The following is a 23,337-nucleotide window of genomic DNA, read 5'->3' on the forward strand; positions in this document are numbered from 1 at the left end:
GCCGACCGGAATGCAATCCCACCCAGCTAGCACTTCGGAGTGCCGGAGTTGTCCGGTGGCGCGCAGACCTGACCAGTGACAGAGTCGCTACGAACACTTGTGACGGCGGTCACCGCGGGAGGCATCGATGCCGGTTTTACCGTCCTACGCCAACGGTCCGTCGACGGTGCCGCTGCTCGGCGACACGATCGGCGGCAACCTCGACCGCACGGCGGCGCGCGTCGGCGACCGGGAGGCGCTCGTCGAGTGCGCCACCGGCCGGCGCTTCACCTACCGCGAGCTGGTCGCCGAGGTCGACGCGTGCGGGCTCGGGCTCGACGCCCTCGGCGTCGCCAAGGGCGACCGGGTCGGCATCTGGGCGCCGAACTGCGCCGAGTGGGTATTCGTGCAGTACGGCACGGCCAAGATCGGCGCGATCATGGTCAACATCAACCCGGCGTACCGCACCCACGAGCTGGCGTACGTACTGAATCAGGCCGGTGTCTCGGTACTGATCGCGGCGCCGCAGTTCAAGACCAGCGACTACCGGGCGATGGTCGCCGAGGTGCGGGACTCCTGCCCTTCGCTGACCAGGACGATCTTCCTCGGCGACCCGGAGTGGAACGCGCTGATGGCGTCCGGCCGGGCCGCGGACCGGTCCGCGTTCCCGGACGACCTGGACCCCGACGACCCGGTCAACATCCAGTACACGTCCGGCACCACCGGGTTCCCGAAGGGCGCGACGCTCACCCACCACAACCTGCTCAACAACGGGTTCTTCGTGGGGGAGGGCTGCGGCTACACCGAGGAGGACCGGGTCTGCATCCCGGTGCCGTACTACCACTGTTTCGGCATGGGCATGGGCAACCTCGGCGCGACCTCGCACGGCGCGACGATGGTGATCCCGGCGCCCGCGTTCGACCCCGCGCTAACGCTGAAAGCCGTGCAGGACGAGCGGTGCACCTCGCTCTACGGGGTGCCGACGATGTTCATCGCCGAACTCGGGCTGCCGGATTTCGCGTCCTACGACCTGTCGTCGCTGCGGACCGGCATCATGGCCGGCTCGCCGTGCCCGGTCGAGGTGATGAAACGGGTCGTGGCCGAGATGGGGATGGCCGAGATCACGATTTGCTACGGCATGACCGAAACGTCCCCGGTCTCGACCCAGACCGGTGCCGACGACAGCCTCGACCGCCGGACGGCGACCGTGGGCCGGGTCCACCCGCACCTCGAGGTGAAGATCGTCGACCCGGCGACCGGGCAGGTCGTCCCGCGTGGCGAGACCGGCGAGTTCTGCACCCGGGGCTACTCGGTGATGCGCGGGTACTGGAACGAGCCGGAGAAGACCGCCGAGGTGCTCGACGAGGCCCGCTGGATGCACACCGGCGACCTCGCGACGATGGACGAGGAGGGCTACCTCAACATCGTCGGGCGGATCAAGGACATGGTGATCCGCGGCGGCGAAAACGTGTATCCGCGCGAGGTCGAGGAGTTCCTGTACACCCACCCCGACATCGTCGACGCCCAGGTGATCGGGGTGCCCGACGCCAAGTACGGCGAGGAGCTGATGGCGTGGGTGTGCCTGCGGCCCGGCGCCGGCCCGCTCACGGCCGAGGCTCTGCGCGCGTTCTGCGCGGGGAAGCTGGCCCACTTCAAGATCCCGCGGTACGTGAAGATCGTCGAGGGGTTCCCGATGACGGTGACCGGCAAGATCCGCAAGGTCGAGATGCGCGAGACCGCCGTCGACGAACTCGGCCTGCAAGCGGAGGCCGCCACCCGCAACGCCTAGCCGCCCGCCTGGCCGCCCTGCCCGCCTACGAGCTGACCGTCGGCTGCTGCTGCTCGGTGATCGGCTGCCCCCACGGCGCCAGGTGCGGGTACGCCGCGTCGAACGCCGGCCGCTCGGAGCGGATCCGTGGCAGCTTGACGAAATTGTGCCGTGGCGGCGGGCACGACGTCGCCCACTCCAGGGAGTTGCCGAAGCCCCACGGGTCGTCCACCTCCACGACCCGGCCGAGCTTGTACGACTTCCAGATGTTCCACAGGATCGGCAGCGTCGAGATGCCGAGGATGAACGCGCCGATCGTCGAGATCGTGTTCAGCGTGGTCCAGCCGTCGGACGGCAGGTAGTCGGCGTACCGGCGGGGCATGCCCTCGTTGCCGAGCCAGTGCTGCACCAGGAACGTCGTGTGGAACCCGATGAACGTCAGCCAGAAGTGCAGCTTGCCCAGGCGTTCGTCGAGCATCCGCCCGGTCATCTTCGGGAACCAGAAGTAGATCCCGCCGAACGCGGCGAACACGATCGTGCCGAACAGCACGTAGTGGAAGTGCGCCACCACGAAATAACTGTCGGAGACGTGGAAGTCGACCGGCGGGCTCGCCAGCAACACACCGGTGAGACCGCCGAACAGGAACGTCACCAGGAAGCCGATCGCGAACAGCATCGGCGTCTCGAACGTGATCTGGCCTCGCCACATGCTGCCGATCCAGTTGAAGAACTTGATCCCGGTCGGCACCGCGATCAGGTACGACAAGAAGCTGAAGAACGGCAGCAGCACCGCGCCGGTGACGAACATGTGGTGGGCCCACACGGTCATCGACAGCGCCGCGATCGAGATCGTCGCCCCGACCATGCCCTTGTAGCCGAACAGCGGCTTGCGGCTGAACACCGGGATGATCTCGGTGATGATGCCGAAGAACGGTAGGGCGAGGATGTAGACCTCTGGATGGCCGAAGAACCAGAACAGGTGCTGCCAGAGGATCGCGCCGCCGGTATCGGCGTCGTAGACGTGCGCGCCGAGGTGCCGGTCGGCCAGCAGCGCCAGGAACGCGGCCGCCAGGATCGGGAACACCATCAGGACGAGCAGGCTGGTGATCAGCATGTTCCAGGTGAAGATCGGCATCCGGAACATCGTCATGCCGGGCGCGCGCATGGTCAGGATCGTCGTCACGATGTTGACCGCGCCGAGGATCGTGCCGAGTCCGGAGAGGACGAAGCCCACGATCCAGAGGTCGGTCCCGGCGCCGGGCGAGTTGATCTCGGAGTTCAGCGGCGCGTAGGCGAACCAGCCGAAGTCGGCCGCGCCGCCGGGGGTGAGGAAGCCACCCAGCACCATCAGGCCGCCGAGCGCGAAGGCCCAGTACGCGAACGCGTTCAGCCGCGGGAACGACACGTCCGGGGCGCCGATCTGCAGCGGCACCAGGAAGTTCGCGAACGCGAAGCCCAGCGGCGTGCCGAACAGCAGCAGCATGATCGAGCCGTGCATGGTGAAGAGCTGGTTGTACTGCTCGTTCGAGAGGAACTGCAGGCCCGGCCGGGCGAGTTCGGCCCGCATGAGCAGCGCCATGACGCCGGCCGCGGCGAAGTAGAAGAACGACGTGACCAGGTACATGATGCCGATCTGCTTGGCATCGGTCTGCCGGATGAGCCAGGCCAGCTTGCTGCCCTTGAGTGATCCGCGCACCGGCCAGGGCCGGGTCACGATCGGCTCCGGGGTCAGCCCCGGTTCGGTGCGCTCGGCCTCAGTGGTCATCGTCGACACTCCTGTGCTTGGCTATGCCAACTTCAGCGCCGCTGAGCTTATTGGTGTGCCCCGTGCGTTGGGCGCCCTCCGACAAAAGTCGCGGCAACCCGCATGCCGCGCAGACGCGCCGCGACCGTGGCCGAGTCGCCGGGCGCGAGCGGGTTCGCGTCCAAGAGGGCCAGGTCGGCGACGCTCCCGACGGCGACGGTGCCGGCTCCGTCCACACTGGCAGCCAGCGCGTCGGAGGCACCGAGCGACTCCGACGGCAGCCACGGTTCCCGCTCGTCGGCCGAGCGGTGCACCGCGGCGGCCATCGCCAGCCAGGGGTCCAGCGGCGAGACCGGCGCGTCCGAGCCCAGCGCCAGGGGCACCCCCGCGGCCAGCATCGAGCCGAACGCGTAGCACCGGTCGGCCCGGTCGGGCCAGATCCGCGCCGCCACGTCCCGGTCGTCGAGCAGATGGGCGGGCTGCACCGACGCCCGCAGCCCCAGCCGGGCCATCCGGTCGAACTCCTCGAAGCGCGCCAGTTGCACGTGCTCGACGCCGCCCCGGGCACCGGTGGCCTCGAACGCGTCCAGCGCGGTCGTCAGCGCCGCGTCCCCGATCGCGTGCAGCGCCACGTCGAGCCCGTGGGAAGCGGCCCGCCCGAGCAGCCGCACCAGCTCGTCGTAGGGGTAGTTCTGGATCCCGAGCCGTCCGTCGGCGTACGGCTCGCAGCACCGCGCGGTCAGCGAGTTCAGCGACCCGTCCGAGATGATCTTCAGCGGGCCCATCGTCACCAGCCCGCCGAGCGGATCCCGGGAAGACAGACCCGCCGCGATCACGTCCTCGAGCCCCTCGGCGTACGTCGCCGGGCGCACGCGCACCGCGTCCACGCCCGCCGCGAACCGGCGGGGCCACTCCCGGAACCCCGCCTCGAACTCCATGTCGGCGATTCCGACCACGCCCAGGGCCGCCGCGGCCCGCACCGCCAGCCGGTAGGCCTCGTCGAGATCCGCGGCGAGCAGCGCTTCGAGCCGGGGCACGAGCGAGAACCACTCGTTCTCGTCGACCACACCGGCCCGCTCCGGCAGCCCGAGCCACCGCTGTGCCGCCGTGTTCATCCACCCGCTGTGCACGTCGCCGCTGATCAGGATCGTGGGCACCCCCACGACGTCCAGATCGGCCGTCGTGGGCCGGACCGCCCAGGTCGCACACCGGAATCCGGCGCCGACCACGACGGCGCCGCCGGGCGGCCGGGCGTCCACATGAGCCCGGACGAGACGGACGGCCTCGCCGACGTCGGTGGCCCCGCTCACGTCGAGGCGCAGCCTCGCCTGCGCCCATTGGCGCAGGTGCACGTGCTGATCCCAGAGACCGGGGATCAGCCACCGTCCGCCGCCGTCGATCACCTCGTCGCGTTCCGGCGCGAGCGTCCCGACCGCGGTCACCCTCCCGCCGGTCATCCGGACGTCTACCGGAACGTCCGGCGCCGGCTCGCGCACCGGCACTATGCGGACGTCACGCAGCAGGGTCATCGGCGCGGGGTCATCGGCGCAGCAGCCCCAGGATCCGGGCGAGTTCGGTCTGGTCGTCGGCCGACAGCGCGTCGAACATCCGGTCGCCCTCGGCCCGGCGGGCCTGCATGATCGCGGCGCCGACCTCGCGTCCCCGCTCGGTGACCGCGACCAGCGTCGCGCGCCGGTCGCTCGGGTCGGGCTGCCGTTCGACCAGGCCGCGCTCCTCGAGGCCGTCGACGACCTCGGTGGTCGAGCGCGGAGCGATCCGTAGGTGTTCGGACAGGCCCGACAGGCGGATCGCGTCGTGCCGCATCAGGACACCGAGCGCGCGGAACTGGCCGGGAGTGATGTCCCAGGGTTCGAGCGCTTCCTTGGTGGTGTGGCGCAGCTGACGAGCGACCGACCAGAACGCCTCGGACAGGCTGTCGGTGGCGTCCTCGATCACGGGAATACCGTACCAGGGGGTTCTGTTGTTCCCTCATGCTGAGGTAACCTCAGCATTAATCGACGAAGGGAACGTCTCTTGGAAACCCCACCCACCACCGGCCGCCGAGGCGGCCCCCGCAAACTGTCCGAGGCCGAGAAGGCCCAGGCGCGCAACGTCTCACTGCGCCGGATCTTCCGTCTCTTCTCCGACCACCGCTGGCAGCTCACCGTCGTCACCGCGATCATCGTGGCCTCGTCGGTGGTCTCGCTGGCCTCACCGTTCCTGCTCCGCGAGGTCATCGACGTCGCACTTCCGCGACAGGACCTGAACCTCCTGGTCTGGCTGGTCGTCGGCATGGTCGCCGTCGCCGCCGTGACGTCGGCGTTCGGCGTCGTCCAGACCTGGATCTCGACCACCGTCGGTCAGCAGGTCATGCACCGGCTTCGGACCGAGGTCTTCGCTCACCTGCAGCGCCAGTCGATCGGTTTCTTCACCCGGACCCGTACCGGCGAAGTGCAGTCGCGGATCACCAACGACATCGGCGGCATGCAGACCGTCGTCACGTCGACCGCGACCTCGATCGCCTCGAACCTGACCACGGTGGTCGCCACCGTCGTCGCGATGGTCGCGCTGTCCTGGCGGCTCTCGCTGGTCTCGCTCGTGGTGCTGCCGCCGGCGATCTACCTGACCCGCCGGGTCGCCCGGATGCGCCAGGTGATCACCGCCCAGCGCCAGCGCGAGCTCGCCGACCTGAACGTGACGATCGAGGAAGGCCTCTCGGTCAGCGGCGCGCAGCTGTCCAAGACGATGGGCACCGGCGCCGCGCTGGTCGACCGTTTCTCGTCGTCGTCGTCCCGGCTGATCGACCTGGAGCTCCGCTCGGAGCTGGCCGGTCGCTGGCGGATGGCCACGATGACCATCATCTTCGCCGCGATCCCTGCGGTGATCTACCTGAGCGCCGGTCTGCCCGGCACCGCGGGCACGCTGAGCATCGGAACGCTGGTCGCGTTCACGACCCTGCAGACGACGCTGTTCCGGCCGCTGACCGGGCTGCTGAACACCGGTGTCTCGATCGCCGCGTCGCTGGCGCTGTTCGCCCGGATCTTCGAGTACCTGGACCTGCCGGTCGAGGTCGACGACCCGGCGGCCCCGGTGTCGCTCCCTCGGGTGCGCGGTGACCTGCGGTTCGAGGACGTGACGTTCACCTACCCGGGCAACGACGTGGCCGCGGTCGCCGGTGTCACGCTGGACGTGCCCGCCGGGACGACGCTTGCGCTGGTCGGAGCCACCGGCTCCGGGAAGAGCACGCTGGCCTCGCTGATCGCACGGCTCTACGACCCGACCGCCGGGCGGATCACGATCGACGGCGTCGACCTGCGGGACTTCGCGCTGACCGACCTGTCGGGGATCGTCGGCATCGTCTCCCAGGAGACCTACCTGCTGCACACGACCGTGCGGGAGAACCTCCGTTACGCCAAGCCCGACGCGACCGACGAGGAGATCGAGGACGCGGCTCGGGCGGCTCAGATCCACGATCTGATCGCCGGTCTGCCGGACGGGTACGACACGATGGTCGGCTCGCGCGGGCACCGGTTCTCCGGGGGCGAGAAGCAGCGCATCGCGATCGCCAGGACGTTGCTGCGCGACCCCCGCATCCTGGTCCTCGACGAAGCCACCAGCGCGCTCGACAATACGACCGAACGGGCCGTGCAGAAGGCGTTCGACGCGCTCGCGGTCGGCCGCACCACGGTGACGATCGCGCACCGGCTCTCGACCGTGCGCAACGCCGACCGGATCGCGGTCGTGGACCACGGACGCATCGCGGAGTCCGGCTCGCACGACGACCTGGTGGCGGCCGCGGGCCGCTACGCCACGCTGGCCCTCGCCGCATGAGTGGGCGGGCAGCCGATCGGGCCTACAGCACGGTGCTGTAGGCCCGGTTTCTTGTGCCTACGCCTTTTGTGCCTACGCCGCGGGCTGCAGTGCGGTGCGCGTCGGGGCCAGCGGATCCAGGGACAGGGCGTGCGCCCGCCCGCGTACCCGGTAACGCCAGATCTGCACGGCCCCCAGCGCCCAGAGGACGTACTGGAACGACATCGCCCAGCGGAACGCGTCCGGGGTGTAGTCGCTGCCGGTGCCGCCGGTGCGCCAGTCGAGGATCGCGCCGATCGCCACGACGACGGTGAGGCTCGCGACGAACCCGGCCTGGTTGATGATGCCGGTGGCGCTGGCCAGCCGGTTGAGCGGATTCGACGTCCGGCCGAGGTCGAACCCGATCATCGAGCCCGGGCCACCCAGCCCGATCACCATCACGAGCACCACCAGCAGGCCCAGCGGCGCCCGGCCGGGCCAGGCGAGCACGAGCGTCCAGGCGGTGGCGATCGCCCCCACGACGGCCAGCGCGAGCGTCGAACGCTGCCACGGGTGCCGTGCGGTGAACCAGCCCATCAGCGGGCCGGCCGCGATCAGCGACACGACCATCAGCGTGAGCAGCACCGAGGCGACGTTCGGCGAGACGCCCTCGCCCTTCACCAGGAACGGGAAGCCCCAGAGCAGCGCGAACGCGTTCTGGGCGAACTGGGTCGTGAAGTGCACCCAGAACCCGAGCCGGGTCCCCGGTTGCTGCCAGGACAGGGCGAGGCTGGCCCGGATCGCGCCGAGCGACAAGTTCGGGCCACGGAGATTGCGGGTGCCGGGCTGGTCGTGCAGCACGATCAGCGCGACGACGGCCGCGGCCACGCCGAACCCGGCCGAGATCCCGTACGCGGTGGTCCAGCCGAGGTGGGCGAGGGCCCAGGTCATCGGCACGGCGGCGACGATCGCGCCGATCTGCCCGACCACGCCGGTCAGCTGGGTGATCAGCGGGACGCGCCCGGGCGCGAACCAGGCGTTGACCAGGCGCAGCACGCAGACGAACGTCATCGCGTCGCCGACGCCGACGAACAGCCGGGCCAGCAGCGCCGCGCCGTAGGAGTCGGCGACCGCGAAACCGGCCTGGGCGACGGTGAGGACCACCGCGCCGGTGAGCAGCACCGACCGGGGTCCGAACCGGTCGACGAGCAGGCCGACCGGGATCTGCATCAACGCGTAGATCCCGAGCTGCAGCATCGCGAACGCGGCGAGCTGGGCGGCGCTGATGTGGAAGCGGTCGGTGGCCACGAGCCCCGCGACCGCAAGTGACGAGCGGTGGAAGACGGCGACGAAATAGGTGGAGAGTGCGACGGTCCAGACGAGCCAGGCGCTGCGCACCGTCGCCGGGTAAGACACGGGTGTTCCTTTCCGTACTGAATCGATCCCTTCGTCAATCGTGCGCTGGTCACACGCGGATGTCGGCTGCGGCCCCGGTGGGATTCGCCACCCGTTTGGCGCGGGTCACACTTCGGGCGGCGTGTCGGCTTGTTTTGCACCCTTGCGGTGTTCACCTGGGTTATATGGGCACAACTGCTGTCAAACCGATGATCATCGGGATCGAGTCACCGATCGACCTCGCCACGGCGAACGTCGACGACGAGATCGTGGTCGGGCCGCCGCGCCGGGACACGCTCGTCATGCAGCACTACACCGCGCGGCTCGACGTGATGGTCTGTGACGTCCGGCGCGACGCACCCGAGGGCGACGACCGCTTCCATCTCGTCCACGAGCCCGAGGAGGTCGCGGCGGCGCCGGACGTCGCGCAGTGGCTGGCCGCGCGTTACCCGTCCGGCTGACCCTCGACGCGAGCGTAAGCCTCCAGCTCGGCGGTGGTCGGTCCGGTCGCGGCGCCGGCGTGCTGGACCGCGTACGCGCCGGCGCGGACGGCGTCGACCAGGGCGGCCTCCACCGGTGCGCCGGTGACCAGGCGCGCGAGCAGCACCGCCGTGTGCACGTCACCGGCTCCGGTGGTGTCCACCGCCCGCACGACCGGTGCCGGTGCGGTGAACACCCGCCGCCCGAGCAGCCCTCCGGTGGCCGCGCACCCGTGCCTCCCGGCCCGCAGGACGACCATCGCCTCGTCCGGAACGCCGGCCCGCCGGACGGCGTCGAGCAGGGTGGCGTCCAGGTCGTCGGAGCGGCCGACCGACGGCGCGCCGGTCAGCATCCGGGCCTCGCGCTGATTGAGCGTGAGCACGTCGACGCAGTTCAGCGCACGAACCAGGCGGTCCGGAGGAATCTCGAGCACCATCGGGCCGGGATCGAACGCGATGAGGACGCCGTCCGGCAGGCCGGGGAGCCAGTCGGCGAGGACCGGTCCGCTGCCCGGGTACGCGAGGTCGTAGCCGGAGACGACCACCGCGTCGCCCGCGCGGGGAGCGACGCCGTCGAGGTCGTCGGAGGTCAGCCCGGACTCGACCCCGGCCACCGTCACGAACGTGCGCTCGCCATCGGGCTCGACCAGCGTCACGCAGTAGCCCGAGTCGCCGACCGGACGCGGATCGACCGTCCAGCTGACGCCCTCGGCGCTGAGCGCGGCCCGGATGACGTCGCCGTAGCGCCCGGTGCCGTGCGGCGCCGCGTAGACGCACCGGACCCCCTGCCGCGCGACCGCGGACGCGAGGTTGAAACCGCCGCCGGGATTCGTGCGCGCGGCGGTCGCGAGGACGTCGCCGCCCCGCTCCGGAAGCGCCGGAACCGTGATCGCGAGGTCGACGAGGATGCTCTCCAGGGAGTACACCGTCGCGCCCGGCACCACTCCAACCTACCGACCGGCCGCTCAGGTCAGGCCCGGCGTCAGCGCATCTCCTCGAGCCGGGGATCGACGGCCGCCGACGCCCAGGTGCCGCGGACGAAGGCGTGGTCCGGGTGGTCGGAGATCAGCCAGGCGCGCTCGGCCCCCGGACCGGCCATGACGTTCAGGTAGTACATGTCGAAGCCGGGCGCGGCGATGCACGGGCCGTGCCAGCCGTACGGCACCAGCGCGATGTCCCGATCGCGGACCTCGGCCAGTACGTCGATCTCGCCGCGGCCCGAGCTGCTCGTGCGGTGGTACCCGAACCCGGGTTCGCCCGCCGGCCCGGACGACATCTCGAAGTAGTAGATCTCCTCCAGTTCGGACTCGTGCGGACCGGCCTCGTCGTGCTTGTGCGCCGGGTAGCTCGACCAGTTGCCGGCCGGCGTCACGACCTCGCAGGCGATCAGCGCACCGGTTTCGAACGCGTCCACCGTGCCGAAGTTGCGGACCAGCCGGCTCGCGGACCCCGCTCCGCGCCGCTCGACCGGTACCTCGGCGGCCGGACCGTACCGGAACGGCAGCTCCCGGTCGGTCCGGGCACCGCAGAGCGCGACCCGAGCCTCCCCGGCGTCCGCCCGGAGAACGGCGGTGGCGCCTACCGGGAGGTAGGCGAAGTCGGCCGGCCCGGCGAAGACGTCCGCCCGCCCGGACAGGACGAACGACGCGTCGTCGACCGAGACCGTGAGGCCGCCGGAGAGCGGGACCGCGAGCATCTCCTCCGGCCCGGTGACGATTTCGCGGGAGGAGCCGGGGGACAGCGTGAGGACCCGCAGCGAGGAGTACGTCCACCCGGCGGCCTCCGGGGTGATCACCGCGTCGAATCCGTCCGCGGACGTCGAACCGGCCGGCCGGAACCAGTGCCCCACGGAAGCCTCCCTCATCGGTCGACCAGCGTCGACTCGAACGCGTAGCGGTCGGGCCGGTAGGCGTGCGTGCCGTACTCGACCGCCCGGCCGGCGTCGTCGTAGGTGGTCCGGTCCATGGTGAGCACCGGCGCGCCCTCGACCTCGCCGAGCAGCCGCGCTTCGGCCGCGTCGGCGCGGCGGGCGGTGATCCGCTGCCGGGCGACCCGCATCACGACCCCGGCCCGGCGCATCGCCTGGTACAGGCCGGTCTCGCCCAGGTCCACCGCGGCCAGGTCGACGACGTCGGTCGGCAGGTAGTTCGTCATGTGGGCGAGCGGGTCGGGGCCGACCGAGCGCAACCGCTCCAGGTACCAGACCTGGGCGTGGTCTTCCAGGCGCAGTTCGGCCCGCACCTGGTCGTCGGGCTCGATCAGCTCCAGCTTCAGCACGACGGTCCGGGGCTGCTGGCCGGCCTTGGTCAGGTCGTCGAAGAGGCTGGTCAGCTCGAGCGGGCGGTGCACCCGGCCCTGGACGACCTGGGTGCCGACCCCGCGCTTGCGGACGAGTAACCCCTTGTCGACCAGCACCTGGATCGCCTGGCGCATCGTCGGCCGGGACAGGCCGAGGTCGGCGGCCATCGCCACCTCGTTGCCGATCCGGTCGCCGGCGCCCAGCGTGCCCGACACGATTGCGTGCTCGAGTTGCTCGGCGACTTGGAAGTACAGCGGGACCGGGCTACTGCGGTCGAGCGTGATGTGCGGCTGCATCGGCGCTCCTCCATCACGACCGGTTGTCATTATGTCCAGACAAAATCTTGACAGCGCCAGTGGTGTCTACCACACTCCACCCCACGATCGACACCCCCAGCAGTAGCCCCACCAGGAGAACTCAATGAAGAAGTTCGCCCTAGCCGGAGTGATAGTCGCGCTGTTCCTCGCCATGACGGGGTGCAGCGGGACCGGCAAGGAGGAAGGGCCATCCGACGCGAGCAAGTTGGACCTGACATACGCCGTCATCACCCACGGGGCGCCCGGTGACGCCTTCTGGGACCGGGTCAAGTCCGGTGCCGAGCGCGCCGGGAAGGACTACGGCGTCAAGGTCAACTACGCGTCCGACCCGGACCCGGCCAAGCAGTCGCAGCTGATCGACGGCGCGGTGGCCGACAAGGTCAACGGCATCGTCGTCTCGATGGCGAACCCGGACGGCCTGGAGACCTCGGTGAAGAACGCGGTCGCGGCCGGCATCCCGGTCGTCACGATCAACTCCGGCATCGACAAGTGGAAAGAATTCGGCGCGATGACCCACATCGGTCAGAGCGAGGAGATCGCCGGTAACGCGGTCGGGGCCCGGCTGAAGACGTCGGGCTGGAAGAACGCGCTCTGCGTGATCCAGGAAGCGGGCAACGTCGGTCTGGAGGAGCGCTGCAAGGCGGTCACCTCGACGATGGGCGGCAAGGTCACGAACCTGCAGGTCGACGGAACCGACGACAACGCGGTGCAGGCCACGATCACGTCCAAGCTGCAGGCCGACAAGACGATCGACGGCGTGCTGACGCTCGGTGGCCAGTACGCGATCGACGCGGTGAGCGCGATCAAGGAGTCGGGCAGCACGGCCAAGGTCGCGACGTTCGACCTCTCGGCCGACGTCATCAACGACATCAAGGCCGGCACGATCGAGTTCGCGGTCGACCAGCAGCCGTTCGTCCAGGGCTACGCCGCGGTCACCGCGCTGTACCTGAAGAGCATCAACGGCAACGACCTCGGTGGCGGCCAGCCGGTCTACTCCGGTCCGGCGTTCGTGACCAAGGACAACGCCGACGAGGTCGCCAAGTTCGCGGCCAAGGGAACGCGATGACGGCAGTTGTCTCTGACGAGCGGCTGACCTCCGGAGGGGGCGTCTTCGGGCGCGTCCTGCGGCGGCCGGAGGTCGGCGCGCTCGCCGCCGCCATCGCGGTGTTCGTGTTCTTCGCGGTCATCACCGACACGTTCGCGACCGCGTCGGGAGCGTCGACCTGGCTCCGGTCGGCGTCGACGATCGGCATCATGGCGGTGGCGGTCGCCCTGCTGATGATCGGCGGGGAGTTCGACCTCTCCGCCGGAGCGATGACCGGGTTCACGGGCCTGGCGGTCGGCGTGATGACGACCGAGTGGGGCCTGAACATCTGGGCCGCGATGCTGGTGTCGCTGATCCTGGCCCTCGCCGTCGGGTTCCTGAACGGCGTGCTGGTCATGCGCACCGGGTTGCCCAGCTTCATCGTCACGCTGGGGACGTTCTTCGTGCTCCAGGGCATCGACCTGGCCGCGGTCAAGGCGATCATCGGCCAGGTCGCGATCCAGGGCATGGCCAACGTGCCGTTCTACTCGCAGCCGCACGCGGTGTTCGGGTCGGACGTCCTGGTCTTCGGCGGCCGGGTCTACGCCTCGGTGTTCTGGTGGATCCTGGTGACGCTCGTGGCCACCTGGGTGCTGCTCAAGACCCGGGTCGGGAACTGGATCTTCGCGGTCGGGGGCGCGAAGACGTCGGCGGTGCAGGTCGGCGTGCCGGTCGCCCGCACGAAGATCGGGCTGTTCATGACCAGCGCCGGGGCCGGCTGGCTGGTCGGCATGCTGCTGCTGTTCACGACGTCCACCGTGCAGTCGAACACCGGTGTCGGGCAGGAGTTCATCTACATCATCTGTGCGGTGGTCGGCGGGTGCCTGCTCACCGGTGGGTACGGGTCGGCGGTCGGTGCGGCGCTGGGTGCGCTGATCTACGGCATGACCAACCAGGGCATCGTCTACGCCGGCTGGGACAACAACTGGCTCAAGGCGTTCCTCGGGGTGATGCTGCTCGGTGCGGTCCTGTTGAACGAAGCGGTGCGTCGGCGAGCGGAGCGATCGCGATGACTTCCCTGATCGAAGTGGACGGCATCGGCAAGCGGTACGGCAACATCATCGCGCTGGCCGACGTCACGACGTCGGTGCGGCCGGGTGAGGTGACCTGCGTACTCGGCGACAACGGCGCCGGGAAGTCGACGTTCATCAAGATCTTGGCCGGAGCACACCCGCACTCCGACGGCCGGCTCGTCGTCGACGGCGAGGAGCGCCATTTCGGCAGCCCCCGGGAGGCGTTGAACCTCGGCATCGCGACCGTGTACCAGGACCTGGCGGTCGTGCCGCTGATGCCGGTCTGGCGGAACTTCTTCCTCGGCTCGGAGCCCACCCGCGGGTGGGGACCGGCCCGTCGGATGGACACCGCGTTCATGAAGAAGACGACGAAGTCCGAGCTGGCCGCGATGGGCATCGACCTGCGGGACGTGGACCAGCCGATCGGCACGCTGTCGGGCGGTGAGCGCCAATGCGTCGCGATCGCGAGGGCGGTGTACTTCGGGGCGCGGGTGCTGATCCTGGACGAGCCGACGGCCGCGCTGGGCGTCAAGCAGTCGGGGGTGGTGCTGAAGTACATCGCCCGGGCGCGCGACAAGGGGCTCGGCGTCGTGTTCATCACGCACAATCCGCACCACGCGTATCCGGTCGGCGACCGGTTCATGCTGCTGCGGCGCGGGCGTTCGATGGGTGACTTCCCGAAGGCCGAGATCACACTGGACGAGCTGACCGCGATGATGGCCGGCGGCGCGGAACTCGAGGCGCTGAGCCACGAGCTCACGGCCGAGCTCGGAGACGACTCGGAGGTGGCGAAGACGCTGTCCTCCGAGGTCAAGGGGCTCAGTACGTGAATTCGGGTGTCGCGGTGGCCGGGTTCGGGCGGAGGGCCAGTCGCTCGCCCGGGCCTGGGCCCGGCTACCGCACCACTACCCGGACCCCCGGTTGAGATTTCGGCAACGGTTGGCCCAACTTATGGCACCGGGTGCCGTAATGGCCGTAGGGTTGCTCCATCACCCCCGGCGGGCGCAGCGATGCCTCGTCACCGAGCCGAGAGCCGAAGACACATGGCGAGTACCAGGGATTGGTTCGAGACCGTCGCGGAAGCGCAGCGGCGGGCGAAGAAACGGCTGCCCAAGGCCGTCTATCTCGCGCTGTTAGGCGGCGCGGAGGCCGGCGCGACGATGGACGACAACGTCGGCGCGTTCCGCGAACTGGGATTCCGGCCGCGTATCGCCGACCTGCCGGCCGCGCGCGAGCTCTCCACCACGGTCATGGGCCAGGAGATCCCGTTCCCGGTCCTCCTCTCGCCGACCGGCGTCCAGGCCGTCGACCCCCAGGGTGAGGTCGGCGTCGCCAAGGCCGCGGCCCAGCTCGGTACCGCGATGGGCTTGTCGTCGTTCGCCTCGAAGCCGATCGAAGAGGTCATCAAGGAGAACCCGAAGCTCTTCTTCCAGTCGTACTGGGTGGGCGACCGGGAGGCCATGCTGGCCCGCGCCGAGCGCGCCCGTACCGCCGGGGCCAAGGGCCTGATCGTCACGCTCGACTGGATCTTCGACTCCCGCCGGGACTGGGGCAGCCCGTTCATCCCGGAGCGGATCAACTTCGAGGCCGTCCGGAAGTACGCGCTCCCGGTCGCGGCTCGCCCCGGTTACCTGTGGCGCTGGATGAAGAGCGGCGCGCTGCCCGACCTCGGCGTCCCGAACCTGGTGCTGCCGGGCCAGGAGGTGCCGACGTTCTTCGGCGCCTACGGCCAGTGGATCCAGACCCCGGCGCCGACCTGGGACGACCTCGCCTGGCTGCGCGAACAGTGGGGCGGCCCGTTCATGATCAAGGGCATCACGCACCCGGACGACGCCCGTCGCGCCGTCGACATCGGCGCCACCGCGATCTCGGTCTCCAACCATGGCGGCAACAACCTCGATTCGACCCCGGCCACGATCCGGCTGCTGCCGGCGATCGCCGACGCGGTCGGCGACCAGATCGAGGTGCTGCTCGACGGCGGGATCCGGCGCGGCAGCGACGTCGTGAAGGCGCTGGCGCTGGGGGCGCGGGCCGTGATGATCGGCCGGGCGTATCTGTGGGGGATGGGCGCGAACGGTGAGAAGGGCGTCAACAACGTCCTGGTGATCATCCGCGACGGGATCTCGGAGACCCTCTACGGCCTCGGCAAGTCGTCGGTCCACCAGCTCACGCCGGACGACCTGATCATCCCGGCGGACTTCACCCGCTCGGCCGTCAAGGCCTGACGACTCCTCGTGAAGGGCGGGCCGGTCCGCCCTTCGCCGTCGTCGCCGCCGGTGTGCGCCCGAACCGGCGGAAAGCCGGAAGTTGACCCGGCGTCCTATCCTGGCCACCCACGGTGATCAGGGAGGATGATCGTGACGAACGCCGGCTCGGGGCGCCGGCGATTGCGGCCGCACCGGCGGTATCTGGTGGCGTTCGTGCTCGCCACCTTCGCGATCGGGGGGCCCGCCGCAGCGACCGACCTGCCGGATTCGGGTCTGGCCTGGACGGCTCTGGCGCTGTTCTCCATGCTCGGGGCGCTGACGATGACCGAGGCGATGGTGTGGGCGCTGCGCCGGCTCGGCGACGTGCTGCGGGATTTGCTGCCACCCGGCCCGGTGCGCACCTGGCTGCGGGACCTCTGGTCGGGGCTGCCGCGGCCGGTACGGGCGATCGGCCTGCCCGCCGTCGTCGTGGTGCTGGGCCTGATCGTCGGTCTGATCCTGGTCCCGTCGGGCCAGCAGAAGATCTACTACTGGATCATCGGCTGCCAGCCGCCGCCGACGCTGCGCGTCCTCACGACGCCGGAGAGCCTGGCGACGACGTCCGCGCTGGCCACCGAGTACGAGGAGCAGTCCGCGGCGCGGCACCAGGGCTGCGCGAGCGCCGACGTCTACCCCTACGCCGCCGACCCGGCCGCCGCGCGGGACGCGCTGGCCAACGGCTGGTCGACCGACAGCCTGGAGGAGATCGGTCCACGCCCGGACGCGTGGATGCCCGACTCCACGGTGGACGTGACCCGGGTGGCCGAAGCGGGCAAGTCCGAACGGGGCTCGCTGATCGAGTCGGTGGAAGCGATCGCCACCACCCCGCTCGTGCTCGGGATCCCGGCCCGACTGGCTCCGGAGGGCGACGAGCGCTGGACCCGCCGCACGTGGGCCGAACTGCTCGACGCCGCGGACGACGCCGGGCTGTCCGTCGTCCGCCCGCAACCGGCGACGTCGACGACGGGTGAGGTCGCGACCGAGCTGATCTACCGCAGCCTGTCCGACGGCGCGAAAGCGTACGACGCTGACGCGGCGCGGGCGCTCGAGCGGAGGATCGGGGGCGCGCTCGACCGGGGCCGGTACACGCTCGGGAACGCGGACGCGATCCTCTGCCGCCACCGGGCCGCGGACGTGCCCGCCGCGACGCCCGCCGTCGCCGCGAGCCGGAGCGGGACGCCCGCCGTGATCCTCACCGAGCAGCAGCTCGTCCGCTACAACCTCGGCCGGCCGCTGGGGGAGAACTGCCCGTCCGACGACCCGGTACCGGCCGATCGGCAGCTGGTCGCCGCGTACCCGGCCGACACCGCGGCGCTCGACCATCCGCTGGTCCGGCTGCGCTGGTCCCACGTCACCGCGCGGCAGAGCGACGCCGCACGCGACTGGGCCGAGTGGCTGCGGTCGGAGGCCGGGCGGCGCGCGCTGATCACGGTCGGGCTGCGGCCTCCGGTGGGCGACACCTCGCTCGCCGAGCCGCTGACCGTGCGCTGGGGTGTGCACCCCGACGCCGTGTTCGCCCACGCCGGCCCGCCGTCGGCCGACGTCGACCAGGCGCTCGACGCGTACGCGATCGCGAGCCGCCCGGCCCGGACGCTGGTGCTGCTCGACTCGTCCGGGTCGATGAAGACGAAGGTCGACGCCGGGACGCGGTTCGACGCGGCCCGCACCGGGATCACGGCGGCGTTCGACACGATCGGGCAGAGCGACGAGGTGGGACTGTGGACGTTCCCGGCCCAGCCGCGGCAACTCCTCGACCTCCGGGTCCGGCCGCCCGGGGAGGCGGGGCGTCTCGCCGACCGGGCGCTGAAGGCCGTGCACCCGGACCACGGCACGCCGCTCTACCGCTCGATCGAGGCCGGGCTGGACGCCCTGGGGCGTGCGGACGAAGACCAGGTGACGACGCTGATCGTGGTCACCGACGGCGAAGACACCGACGAAGGCCGCCCGCCGACACCCCGGGCACTGGCCGCGCGCGCGTCGACGGCGAAGGTCCGGATCTCGGTGGTGGCGCTGGGGGACGCGGACTGTGCCGGGCTGCCGCTGTCCACGCTGACCGACGGGTCCGGCGGGGAGTGCGAGAGCGCCGACTCACGGACGCTGGGCGGCGTCCTGATCGATCTGTTCGAGGCGCGCTGAGCGCGGAGTGAGAGGTGGCCGGACCGATGGGGACTGAGCAGTCGGAGGGGCGGGGACGTCCGCACCAGCCGATGTTCTCCGACGACATCGACGAGCCGGACCGGCCCGCGGCCCCTCCGGACCGGCCCGCCGCCGCAGCGGACGCCTCCGCCGTTCCGGGTGACGGCTCCGCGCGCCGGCCCGGAGCGGCGGGCCGAGAGCGGCCCCCTCGCGGTGACGACCGGCCCGCTCCCGGTGACGACCGGCCTGCTCCCGGTGACGGTGACGACCGGCCGAGCGGGGCGCTGGCCTGGTGGCAGGCCGGTCGCGACTTCCGGCGCGACCACCCGGGCTGGTCCGGCTTCCTGGCCGGCCTCCTCGTCGGCGTGCTCGTCGTCGTCGGCGTCGGCTACCTGCGCCCCCACCTCACCGATACGTCCTGGGAGGACGGCGAGCTGGTGCTGCTCAGCGGTTCCGACGACAGCGCCGGTGGCCAGCGCCAGGAGCTCATCGCGGAATGGAACCGCCTGCACCCCGAGCACCCGGCCCGGATCGAGGAGGTGCCGAACATCGCCGACGCCGAGCGCAGCGAGATGCTGGCCCGCGCCGACGGCGACGGCGGCCCGATCGACGTGCTGAACCTCGACGTCGCGTTCCTGCCGGAGTTCGCCGAGGCGGGCCTGCTCCGCGAGTTCCCCGACGACGACGTCGACCGGGACGCGTTCCTCTCCGGCCCGCTCGGCACCTGCGAGTACAAGGGCAAACTCTGGGCGCTGCCGTTCAACACCGACGCCGCGCTGCTCTACCGGCGCACGGCCCTGGTGCCGAAGGCCCCGTCGTCCTGGACGTCGATGCTGGCGTCGATCGCCCGCGTGCTGGAGGGCAATCCCCGGGCGGGCACGGTGCCGGAGGCCGGCTTCGTCACCCAGCTCGGGGACTACGAGGGCCTGACCGTCAACGCGATCGAGGCGGTCTGGAGCGCGGGCGGCGACATCGTCGACGACGACGGCCACGTCCACGTCGACTCCCGCCAGGCCCAGGAGGGTCTGCGTCAACTCGTCGACGGGGTGCACTCGGACCCGAAACAGATCCTGCCCACGTCGCTCGAGTACACCGAGGACGCGAGCACGTCGGCGTTCCGGGCCGACCGGGCGCTGTTCATGCGCAACTGGCCGGTCGCGTACCGGAGGCTCGAAAATCCCACCGAACCCGGCACGACGCGCATCGACTTCGAGGTCTCGCCGCTGCCGTGGCCGAGCGTCCTGGGCGGGCAAAACCTGGCGATCGCCGAGCACAGCAGCCATCCGCGGGCCGCGGAGGCCCTGATCAATTTCCTCACCGACTCCCGCAGCCAGCAGATCCTGTTCGAGCGCGGAGGGTTCGCCGCGACCCGGCGGGTCGTGTACGAGGACGCGAAGATCAAGCAGGTCTATCCCTACGCCGACGAGCTGCTCAAGGCACTCGAGGCGGCCCGGCCGCGGCCGAAGTCGCCGCACTACGCGCTGTTCAGCGAGGTGCTGCGGGAGGCCGTGCACACGATGCTGGTCACCGGTGCCGGGCCCCCACCGGATCTCGGTGACCGGCTCCGCGCCGCGCTCCGGGGCGAACGGCGCTAACCGCTTACCGCCTCGAATCGACCTTTCACCGCCCGAACACGGACGGATCGGCATGAGTGACACGTCAATGAGGAATCGTCGCGCAGCGAAACCAAGTGGTGTGGCCTGCACCACACCAGGCCTACGATCGGCACCCATTAGCCGCTCAGCCTCGCTGGGGAGGGCGCTTTGTCCGCATTGTCTTTCCTGGATCGGGAGCATACGGTTGCGCCCGCCGGGTTCAACCGCTGGCTCATCCCGCCGGCCGCGCTGGCCGTCCACCTGTGCATCGGGCAGGCGTACGCGACCAGCGTCTACAAGAACTCGCTGATCGCGCACTTCGACGTCAGCCAGACCGCGATCGGGATCATCTTCAGCATCGCGATCGTGATGCTCGGCCTCTCCGCCGCGGTCGCCGGAACCTGGGTGGAGACGAACGGTCCCCGCAAGGCCATGTTCGTCTCGGCCTGCTTCTGGGGCGCGGGCTTCCTGGTCGGTGCGCTCGGTATCGGCACGAAGCAGCTCTGGCTCGTCTACCTCGGGTACGGGTTCCTCGGCGGCATCGGACTGGGCATCGGCTACATCTCGCCGGTGTCCACGCTGATCAAGTGGTTCCCGGACCGTCCCGGCCTGGCCACCGGGCTGGCGATCATGGGCTTCGGCGGCGGTGCGCTGATCGCCAGCCCGGCGTCGCGTCAGCTGATGGGGTTCTACGACTCGGGGTACGACCCGTCGAACGCGAAGTCGATCGCCGACGGGCACGCGCTGGTGATGCTGTTCGTGACGCTCGGCATCGTCTACTTCCTCATCATGATGTTCGGCGTGTTCAACGTCCGGGTGCCGCGGGAAGGCTGGCGGCCGGAGGGCTTCGACCCGGCCACGGTCGCCGCCAAGCCGCTGGTCACGACCGCGAGCGTGTCGGCCGCGAACGCGATCAAGACGCCGTCGTTCTGGCTGCTGTGGGTCGTGTTGTTCTGCAACGTGACGGCCGGGATCGGCATCCTGGAGCAGGCCAGCCCGATGATCCAGGACTTCTTCCGCGAGAACGGGACCTCCACGGTCGGGGTGTCGGCCGCGGCCGGGTTCGTCGGCGTGCTCTCCCTGTTCAACATGGCCGGCCGGTTCGCCTGGTCGACGACGTCGGACTACCTCGGCCGCAAGCGCATCTACCTGCTCTACCTGGGCGTCGGAATCGTCCTCTACCTGTTGCTCGCGACCGCCGGCAGCTCCGCGACCTGGCTCTTCGTCCTGCTCGCCGGCTTCATCATCTCGTTCTACGGCGGCGGTTTCGCCACCGCGCCGGCCTACCTGCGTGACCTCTTCGGAATGTTCCAGGTCGGCGCGATCCACGGTCGGTTGCTGACCGCGTGGTCCGCGGCCGGCGTCGCCGGGCCGCTCATCATCAACGGCTTTCTGGACGCCAAAGGAGAGCCCGGTTCGCTGACCGCGTCGGCGTACCGGCCGGCGTTGTTCACGATGGTCGGCGTGCTGGCCGTCGGGTTCGTCGCGAACCTGCTGATCCGTCCGGTGGCCGAGCGGTTCCACGAGCCCGCGTCCTCGGCGCCCCCGGAGCCCACCGCCGACGCCCGGGCTCCCGAACCGGCTGAAACCGAACCGGCTGCTGGCACCAACGCTTCGAAGGAGGCGACCGCGTGAACAACACCCAGACCGTCCGGCTGGTCATCTCCTGGCTCCTGGTCACGGTCCTGCTCGGATACGGCGTCATCCAGACCGTGATCACCGCGGCCAAACTGTTCGAGTAGGCGGCAGACAGAACGCCTCTCCTCCCGCGTCTTACTGACGACACGGGAGGAGAGGCATGCTCGATGAACCTGACTTCGGCTCCTACGTAGCGGCCGACGGCGCCGCCTTGCTGCGGTTCGCGTGGGTGCTCACCGGCGACCACCACCTCGCCGAAGACCTGGTGCAGGAAGCACTGGTCAAAGTCCATCGCCGCTGGTCGAGACGTATCGAGCAGCCGGGCCCGTACGTGCGCAAGACGATCCTGCGCCACTACCTGTCCTGGCGCCGTCGCCGGTCGTCCGGCGAGATCCCGGCGCCGGACGGCGTCGATTCGGTGGCCGCGGACCATGCCGACGGCATCGCCGACCGCGACGCGCTCTGGGTGCTGCTCGCCACCCTGCCCCGCCAGCAGCGGGCGGTTCTCACGCTGCGCTTCTTCGAAGACCTCGATGACCCGGCGATCGCCGAGCTGATCGGCTGCTCACCGGGCACCGTCCGCGGGCACGCCAGCCGCGGCCTGGCCCGGCTACGGCAGTCGGCCGAGATCGTCCACGCCCGGTGAGGAGAGAGTTCTGATGGATCTGGATTCCGACTTGCGGACCACGATGGCTCGCCGGGCCGACGCGGCTCCCTCGCCGGACGGGCTGCTCGGCATCGTCCTGGAACGGGGCCGCCGAGCCCACCGACGCCGGGTGCTCAGCGGGGTCGCGGCGGCCGTGGTGGTGCTCCTGTTCGGCGGCATCGGGATCACCGCGATCGTCCGGCCGGACGAGACCCGGACGCTGCGGATCTCCGACGGCACGAGAGAGACGGCGCCGCCGGCTCCGATCAGTGTCGGGTGGTTCCCGGCCGGGCTGGGTAAGCCGCGGGTGCTCTATCAAGGGCCGGAGACGTGGTCGGTCGACGCCGGTCGCCTGGACGCGGTGCAGACCGTGTCGGTGTGGGTGACGCCGGTCGCGCCGACGCGGCTGAGCCCGGTGACCACGATCGACGTCGGCGGGACACCGGCGACGATCTACTGGGCGCCGACGAAGACGTACCCCGATCGGTTCGCCGAGCTGACCTACCAGCGCAAACCGGGCCAGTGGATCGAGGTCGTGGCCGATCGCGCGGCTCGGCCCCGCGTACCGGTCTCGCAGAACGATCTCGTCCGGGTGGCGGAGAGCATCACCGACCAGCCGCAGCCGGTCGAGGACGTCGTGCGGATGGCGACTCCCGCGGGCGCCAAGATCGGCTGGGTAATCGCCGACGATGCTGGTTCCTACGTCGGCTACGTCGACGCGGGCCCGCCTCCCGTGGGCGGTCCGCGCGAGCGGCTCAGCGTCGGAGTGCTGTCGAAGGACAGCATCACCCTCTCGACGCTGCCGTCCGAGGCCGACCCGGGTTCGGACGGGTCCGAGCCGCTGAAGCCGCTGGACATCCCGGCCGGCGGCCGGTACTTCGCGACGCCGACCCCGCGCTTCGCGTACCGGGTCCCGGGTCACCCGGAGGCCGTCCTGCTGCTGTCGGTGTCGACTTCTTCCGACCCGCTGGCGTCGGAGGGCGCGCTGCGGGCCCTGGCCGAGACCGCCCGCCTGGGCCCGGACGCCGTCCTCGCCCGCTGAGCGCGACCGCGTTCTCCGACGCGGCGCTCCGGCACCGGACTCTGCGCCTGCCGGGTTACCCGGAGGCGCGGGTCACGGAACCGAGGGTGACCCTGAGGGCGCGGTAGGGGTTGCGATCAGGTGCTGTCCCGGAGGCGGCCGCCACACCAGAAGTCCATTCTGGTGTG

Annotated in this window: 19 protein-coding genes; 12 read left to right on the forward strand and 7 right to left on the reverse strand. The window is 70.6% G+C overall.

The features are described 5' to 3' along the window. Positions 1–127 precede the first annotated feature (127 nt). The gene (locus ACIBZJ_RS20990; protein WP_395931962.1) at positions 128–1,768 is read left to right on the forward strand and encodes an AMP-binding protein; all 1,641 of its coding nucleotides are present in this window, start codon (positions 128–130) and stop codon (positions 1,766–1,768) included. 25 nt (positions 1,769–1,793) lie between these two features. Here ACIBZJ_RS20990 and ctaD read toward each other — a convergent pair whose 3' ends face one another. From ctaD to ACIBZJ_RS21005, 3 genes are read right to left on the reverse strand one after another with little or no spacing between them, the layout of a single operon-like run. Beyond that, positions 1,794–3,512: a cytochrome c oxidase subunit I gene (gene ctaD, locus ACIBZJ_RS20995; protein WP_395931964.1), complete on the reverse strand. Its 1,719-nt coding sequence runs from the start codon at positions 3,510–3,512 to the stop codon at positions 1,794–1,796. Between the two features lie 47 nt (positions 3,513–3,559). After that, positions 3,560–5,020, reverse strand: coding sequence for an amidohydrolase (locus ACIBZJ_RS21000; RefSeq protein ID WP_395931966.1), 1,461 nt, complete (start codon positions 5,018–5,020; stop codon positions 3,560–3,562). A 10-nt stretch (positions 5,021–5,030) separates the two neighbouring features. Continuing rightward, entirely contained in the window at positions 5,031–5,444 is a 414-nt protein-coding gene (locus ACIBZJ_RS21005) for a MarR family winged helix-turn-helix transcriptional regulator (RefSeq protein ID WP_395932302.1), read from the reverse strand. 81 nt (positions 5,445–5,525) lie between these two features. Between ACIBZJ_RS21005 and ACIBZJ_RS21010 the strand changes: the two genes are divergently transcribed. Further along, positions 5,526–7,322, forward strand: a complete 1,797-nt coding sequence (locus ACIBZJ_RS21010) for an ABC transporter ATP-binding protein (protein ID WP_395931968.1) — start codon at positions 5,526–5,528, stop codon at positions 7,320–7,322. A 72-nt stretch (positions 7,323–7,394) separates the two neighbouring features. On the opposite strand, the gene ACIBZJ_RS21015 is transcribed toward ACIBZJ_RS21010, so the two are convergent. Next, a complete protein-coding gene (locus tag ACIBZJ_RS21015) occupies positions 7,395–8,696 on the reverse strand; it encodes a nitrate/nitrite transporter (RefSeq protein WP_395931970.1) in 1,302 nt (433 codons plus the stop codon). 188 nt (positions 8,697–8,884) lie between these two features. Between ACIBZJ_RS21015 and ACIBZJ_RS21020 the strand changes: the two genes are divergently transcribed. Then, positions 8,885–9,136, forward strand: coding sequence for a hypothetical protein (locus ACIBZJ_RS21020; RefSeq protein ID WP_395931972.1), 252 nt, complete (start codon positions 8,885–8,887; stop codon positions 9,134–9,136). Here the strand turns inward: ACIBZJ_RS21020 and ACIBZJ_RS21025 are convergent. Genes ACIBZJ_RS21025 through ACIBZJ_RS21035 form a run of 3 tightly spaced genes read right to left on the reverse strand, consistent with a single transcriptional unit; the run spans position 9,121 to position 11,749 of the window. Then, a complete protein-coding gene (locus tag ACIBZJ_RS21025) occupies positions 9,121–10,095 on the reverse strand; it encodes a PfkB family carbohydrate kinase (RefSeq protein WP_395931974.1) in 975 nt (324 codons plus the stop codon). The genes ACIBZJ_RS21020 and ACIBZJ_RS21025 overlap by 16 nt on opposite strands. A 41-nt stretch (positions 10,096–10,136) precedes the next feature. Continuing rightward, positions 10,137–11,018: a 5-deoxy-glucuronate isomerase gene (gene iolB / locus ACIBZJ_RS21030; protein ID WP_395931976.1), complete on the reverse strand. Its 882-nt coding sequence runs from the start codon at positions 11,016–11,018 to the stop codon at positions 10,137–10,139. Continuing rightward, positions 11,015–11,749: a GntR family transcriptional regulator gene (locus ACIBZJ_RS21035; RefSeq protein WP_395931978.1), complete on the reverse strand. Its 735-nt coding sequence runs from the start codon at positions 11,747–11,749 to the stop codon at positions 11,015–11,017. Before ACIBZJ_RS21035 ends, iolB begins: the two co-directional genes overlap by 4 nt. Positions 11,750–11,873: 124 nt before the next feature. Here ACIBZJ_RS21035 and ACIBZJ_RS21040 point away from each other — a divergent pair, with 124 nt between their 5' ends. The 9 genes from ACIBZJ_RS21040 (at position 11,874) to ACIBZJ_RS21080 (ending at position 23,170) form a co-directional block, all read left to right on the forward strand. Further along, complete coding sequence (locus ACIBZJ_RS21040) at positions 11,874–12,836, forward strand: sugar ABC transporter substrate-binding protein (protein WP_395931980.1); 963 nt, start codon at positions 11,874–11,876, stop codon at positions 12,834–12,836. Continuing rightward, complete coding sequence (locus ACIBZJ_RS21045; RefSeq protein ID WP_395931982.1) at positions 12,833–13,867, forward strand: ABC transporter permease; 1,035 nt, start codon at positions 12,833–12,835, stop codon at positions 13,865–13,867. The genes ACIBZJ_RS21040 and ACIBZJ_RS21045 overlap by 4 nt, the downstream gene beginning before the upstream one ends. After that, positions 13,864–14,697, forward strand: a complete 834-nt coding sequence (locus tag ACIBZJ_RS21050) for an ATP-binding cassette domain-containing protein (RefSeq protein ID WP_395931984.1) — start codon at positions 13,864–13,866, stop codon at positions 14,695–14,697. The genes ACIBZJ_RS21045 and ACIBZJ_RS21050 overlap by 4 nt, the downstream gene beginning before the upstream one ends. 213 nt (positions 14,698–14,910) lie before the next feature. Then, positions 14,911–16,092, forward strand: coding sequence for a pre-mycofactocin synthase MftD (gene mftD, locus ACIBZJ_RS21055; RefSeq protein ID WP_395931986.1), 1,182 nt, complete (start codon positions 14,911–14,913; stop codon positions 16,090–16,092). A gap of 132 nt (positions 16,093–16,224) precedes the next feature. After that, positions 16,225–18,249: a substrate-binding domain-containing protein gene (locus ACIBZJ_RS21060; protein WP_395931988.1), complete on the forward strand. Its 2,025-nt coding sequence runs from the start codon at positions 16,225–16,227 to the stop codon at positions 18,247–18,249. 26 nt (positions 18,250–18,275) lie between these two features. Further along, entirely contained in the window at positions 18,276–19,844 is a 1,569-nt protein-coding gene (locus ACIBZJ_RS21065) for an extracellular solute-binding protein (protein WP_395931990.1), read from the forward strand. A gap of 168 nt (positions 19,845–20,012) precedes the next feature. Further along, a complete protein-coding gene (locus ACIBZJ_RS21070) occupies positions 20,013–21,479 on the forward strand; it encodes an OFA family MFS transporter (RefSeq protein ID WP_395931992.1) in 1,467 nt (488 codons plus the stop codon). 163 nt (positions 21,480–21,642) lie between these two features. Continuing rightward, positions 21,643–22,128 (forward strand): SigE family RNA polymerase sigma factor, encoded by a 486-nt coding sequence (locus ACIBZJ_RS21075; RefSeq protein WP_395931994.1) that lies wholly within the window; start codon positions 21,643–21,645, stop codon positions 22,126–22,128. Between the two features lie 13 nt (positions 22,129–22,141). After that, positions 22,142–23,170, forward strand: coding sequence for a hypothetical protein (locus tag ACIBZJ_RS21080; RefSeq protein WP_395931996.1), 1,029 nt, complete (start codon positions 22,142–22,144; stop codon positions 23,168–23,170). Positions 23,171–23,337 lie beyond the last annotated feature (167 nt).

Source organism: Cryptosporangium sp. NPDC051539, assembly GCF_044454545.1.
GTDB lineage: Bacteria > Actinomycetota > Actinomycetes > Mycobacteriales > Cryptosporangiaceae > Cryptosporangium.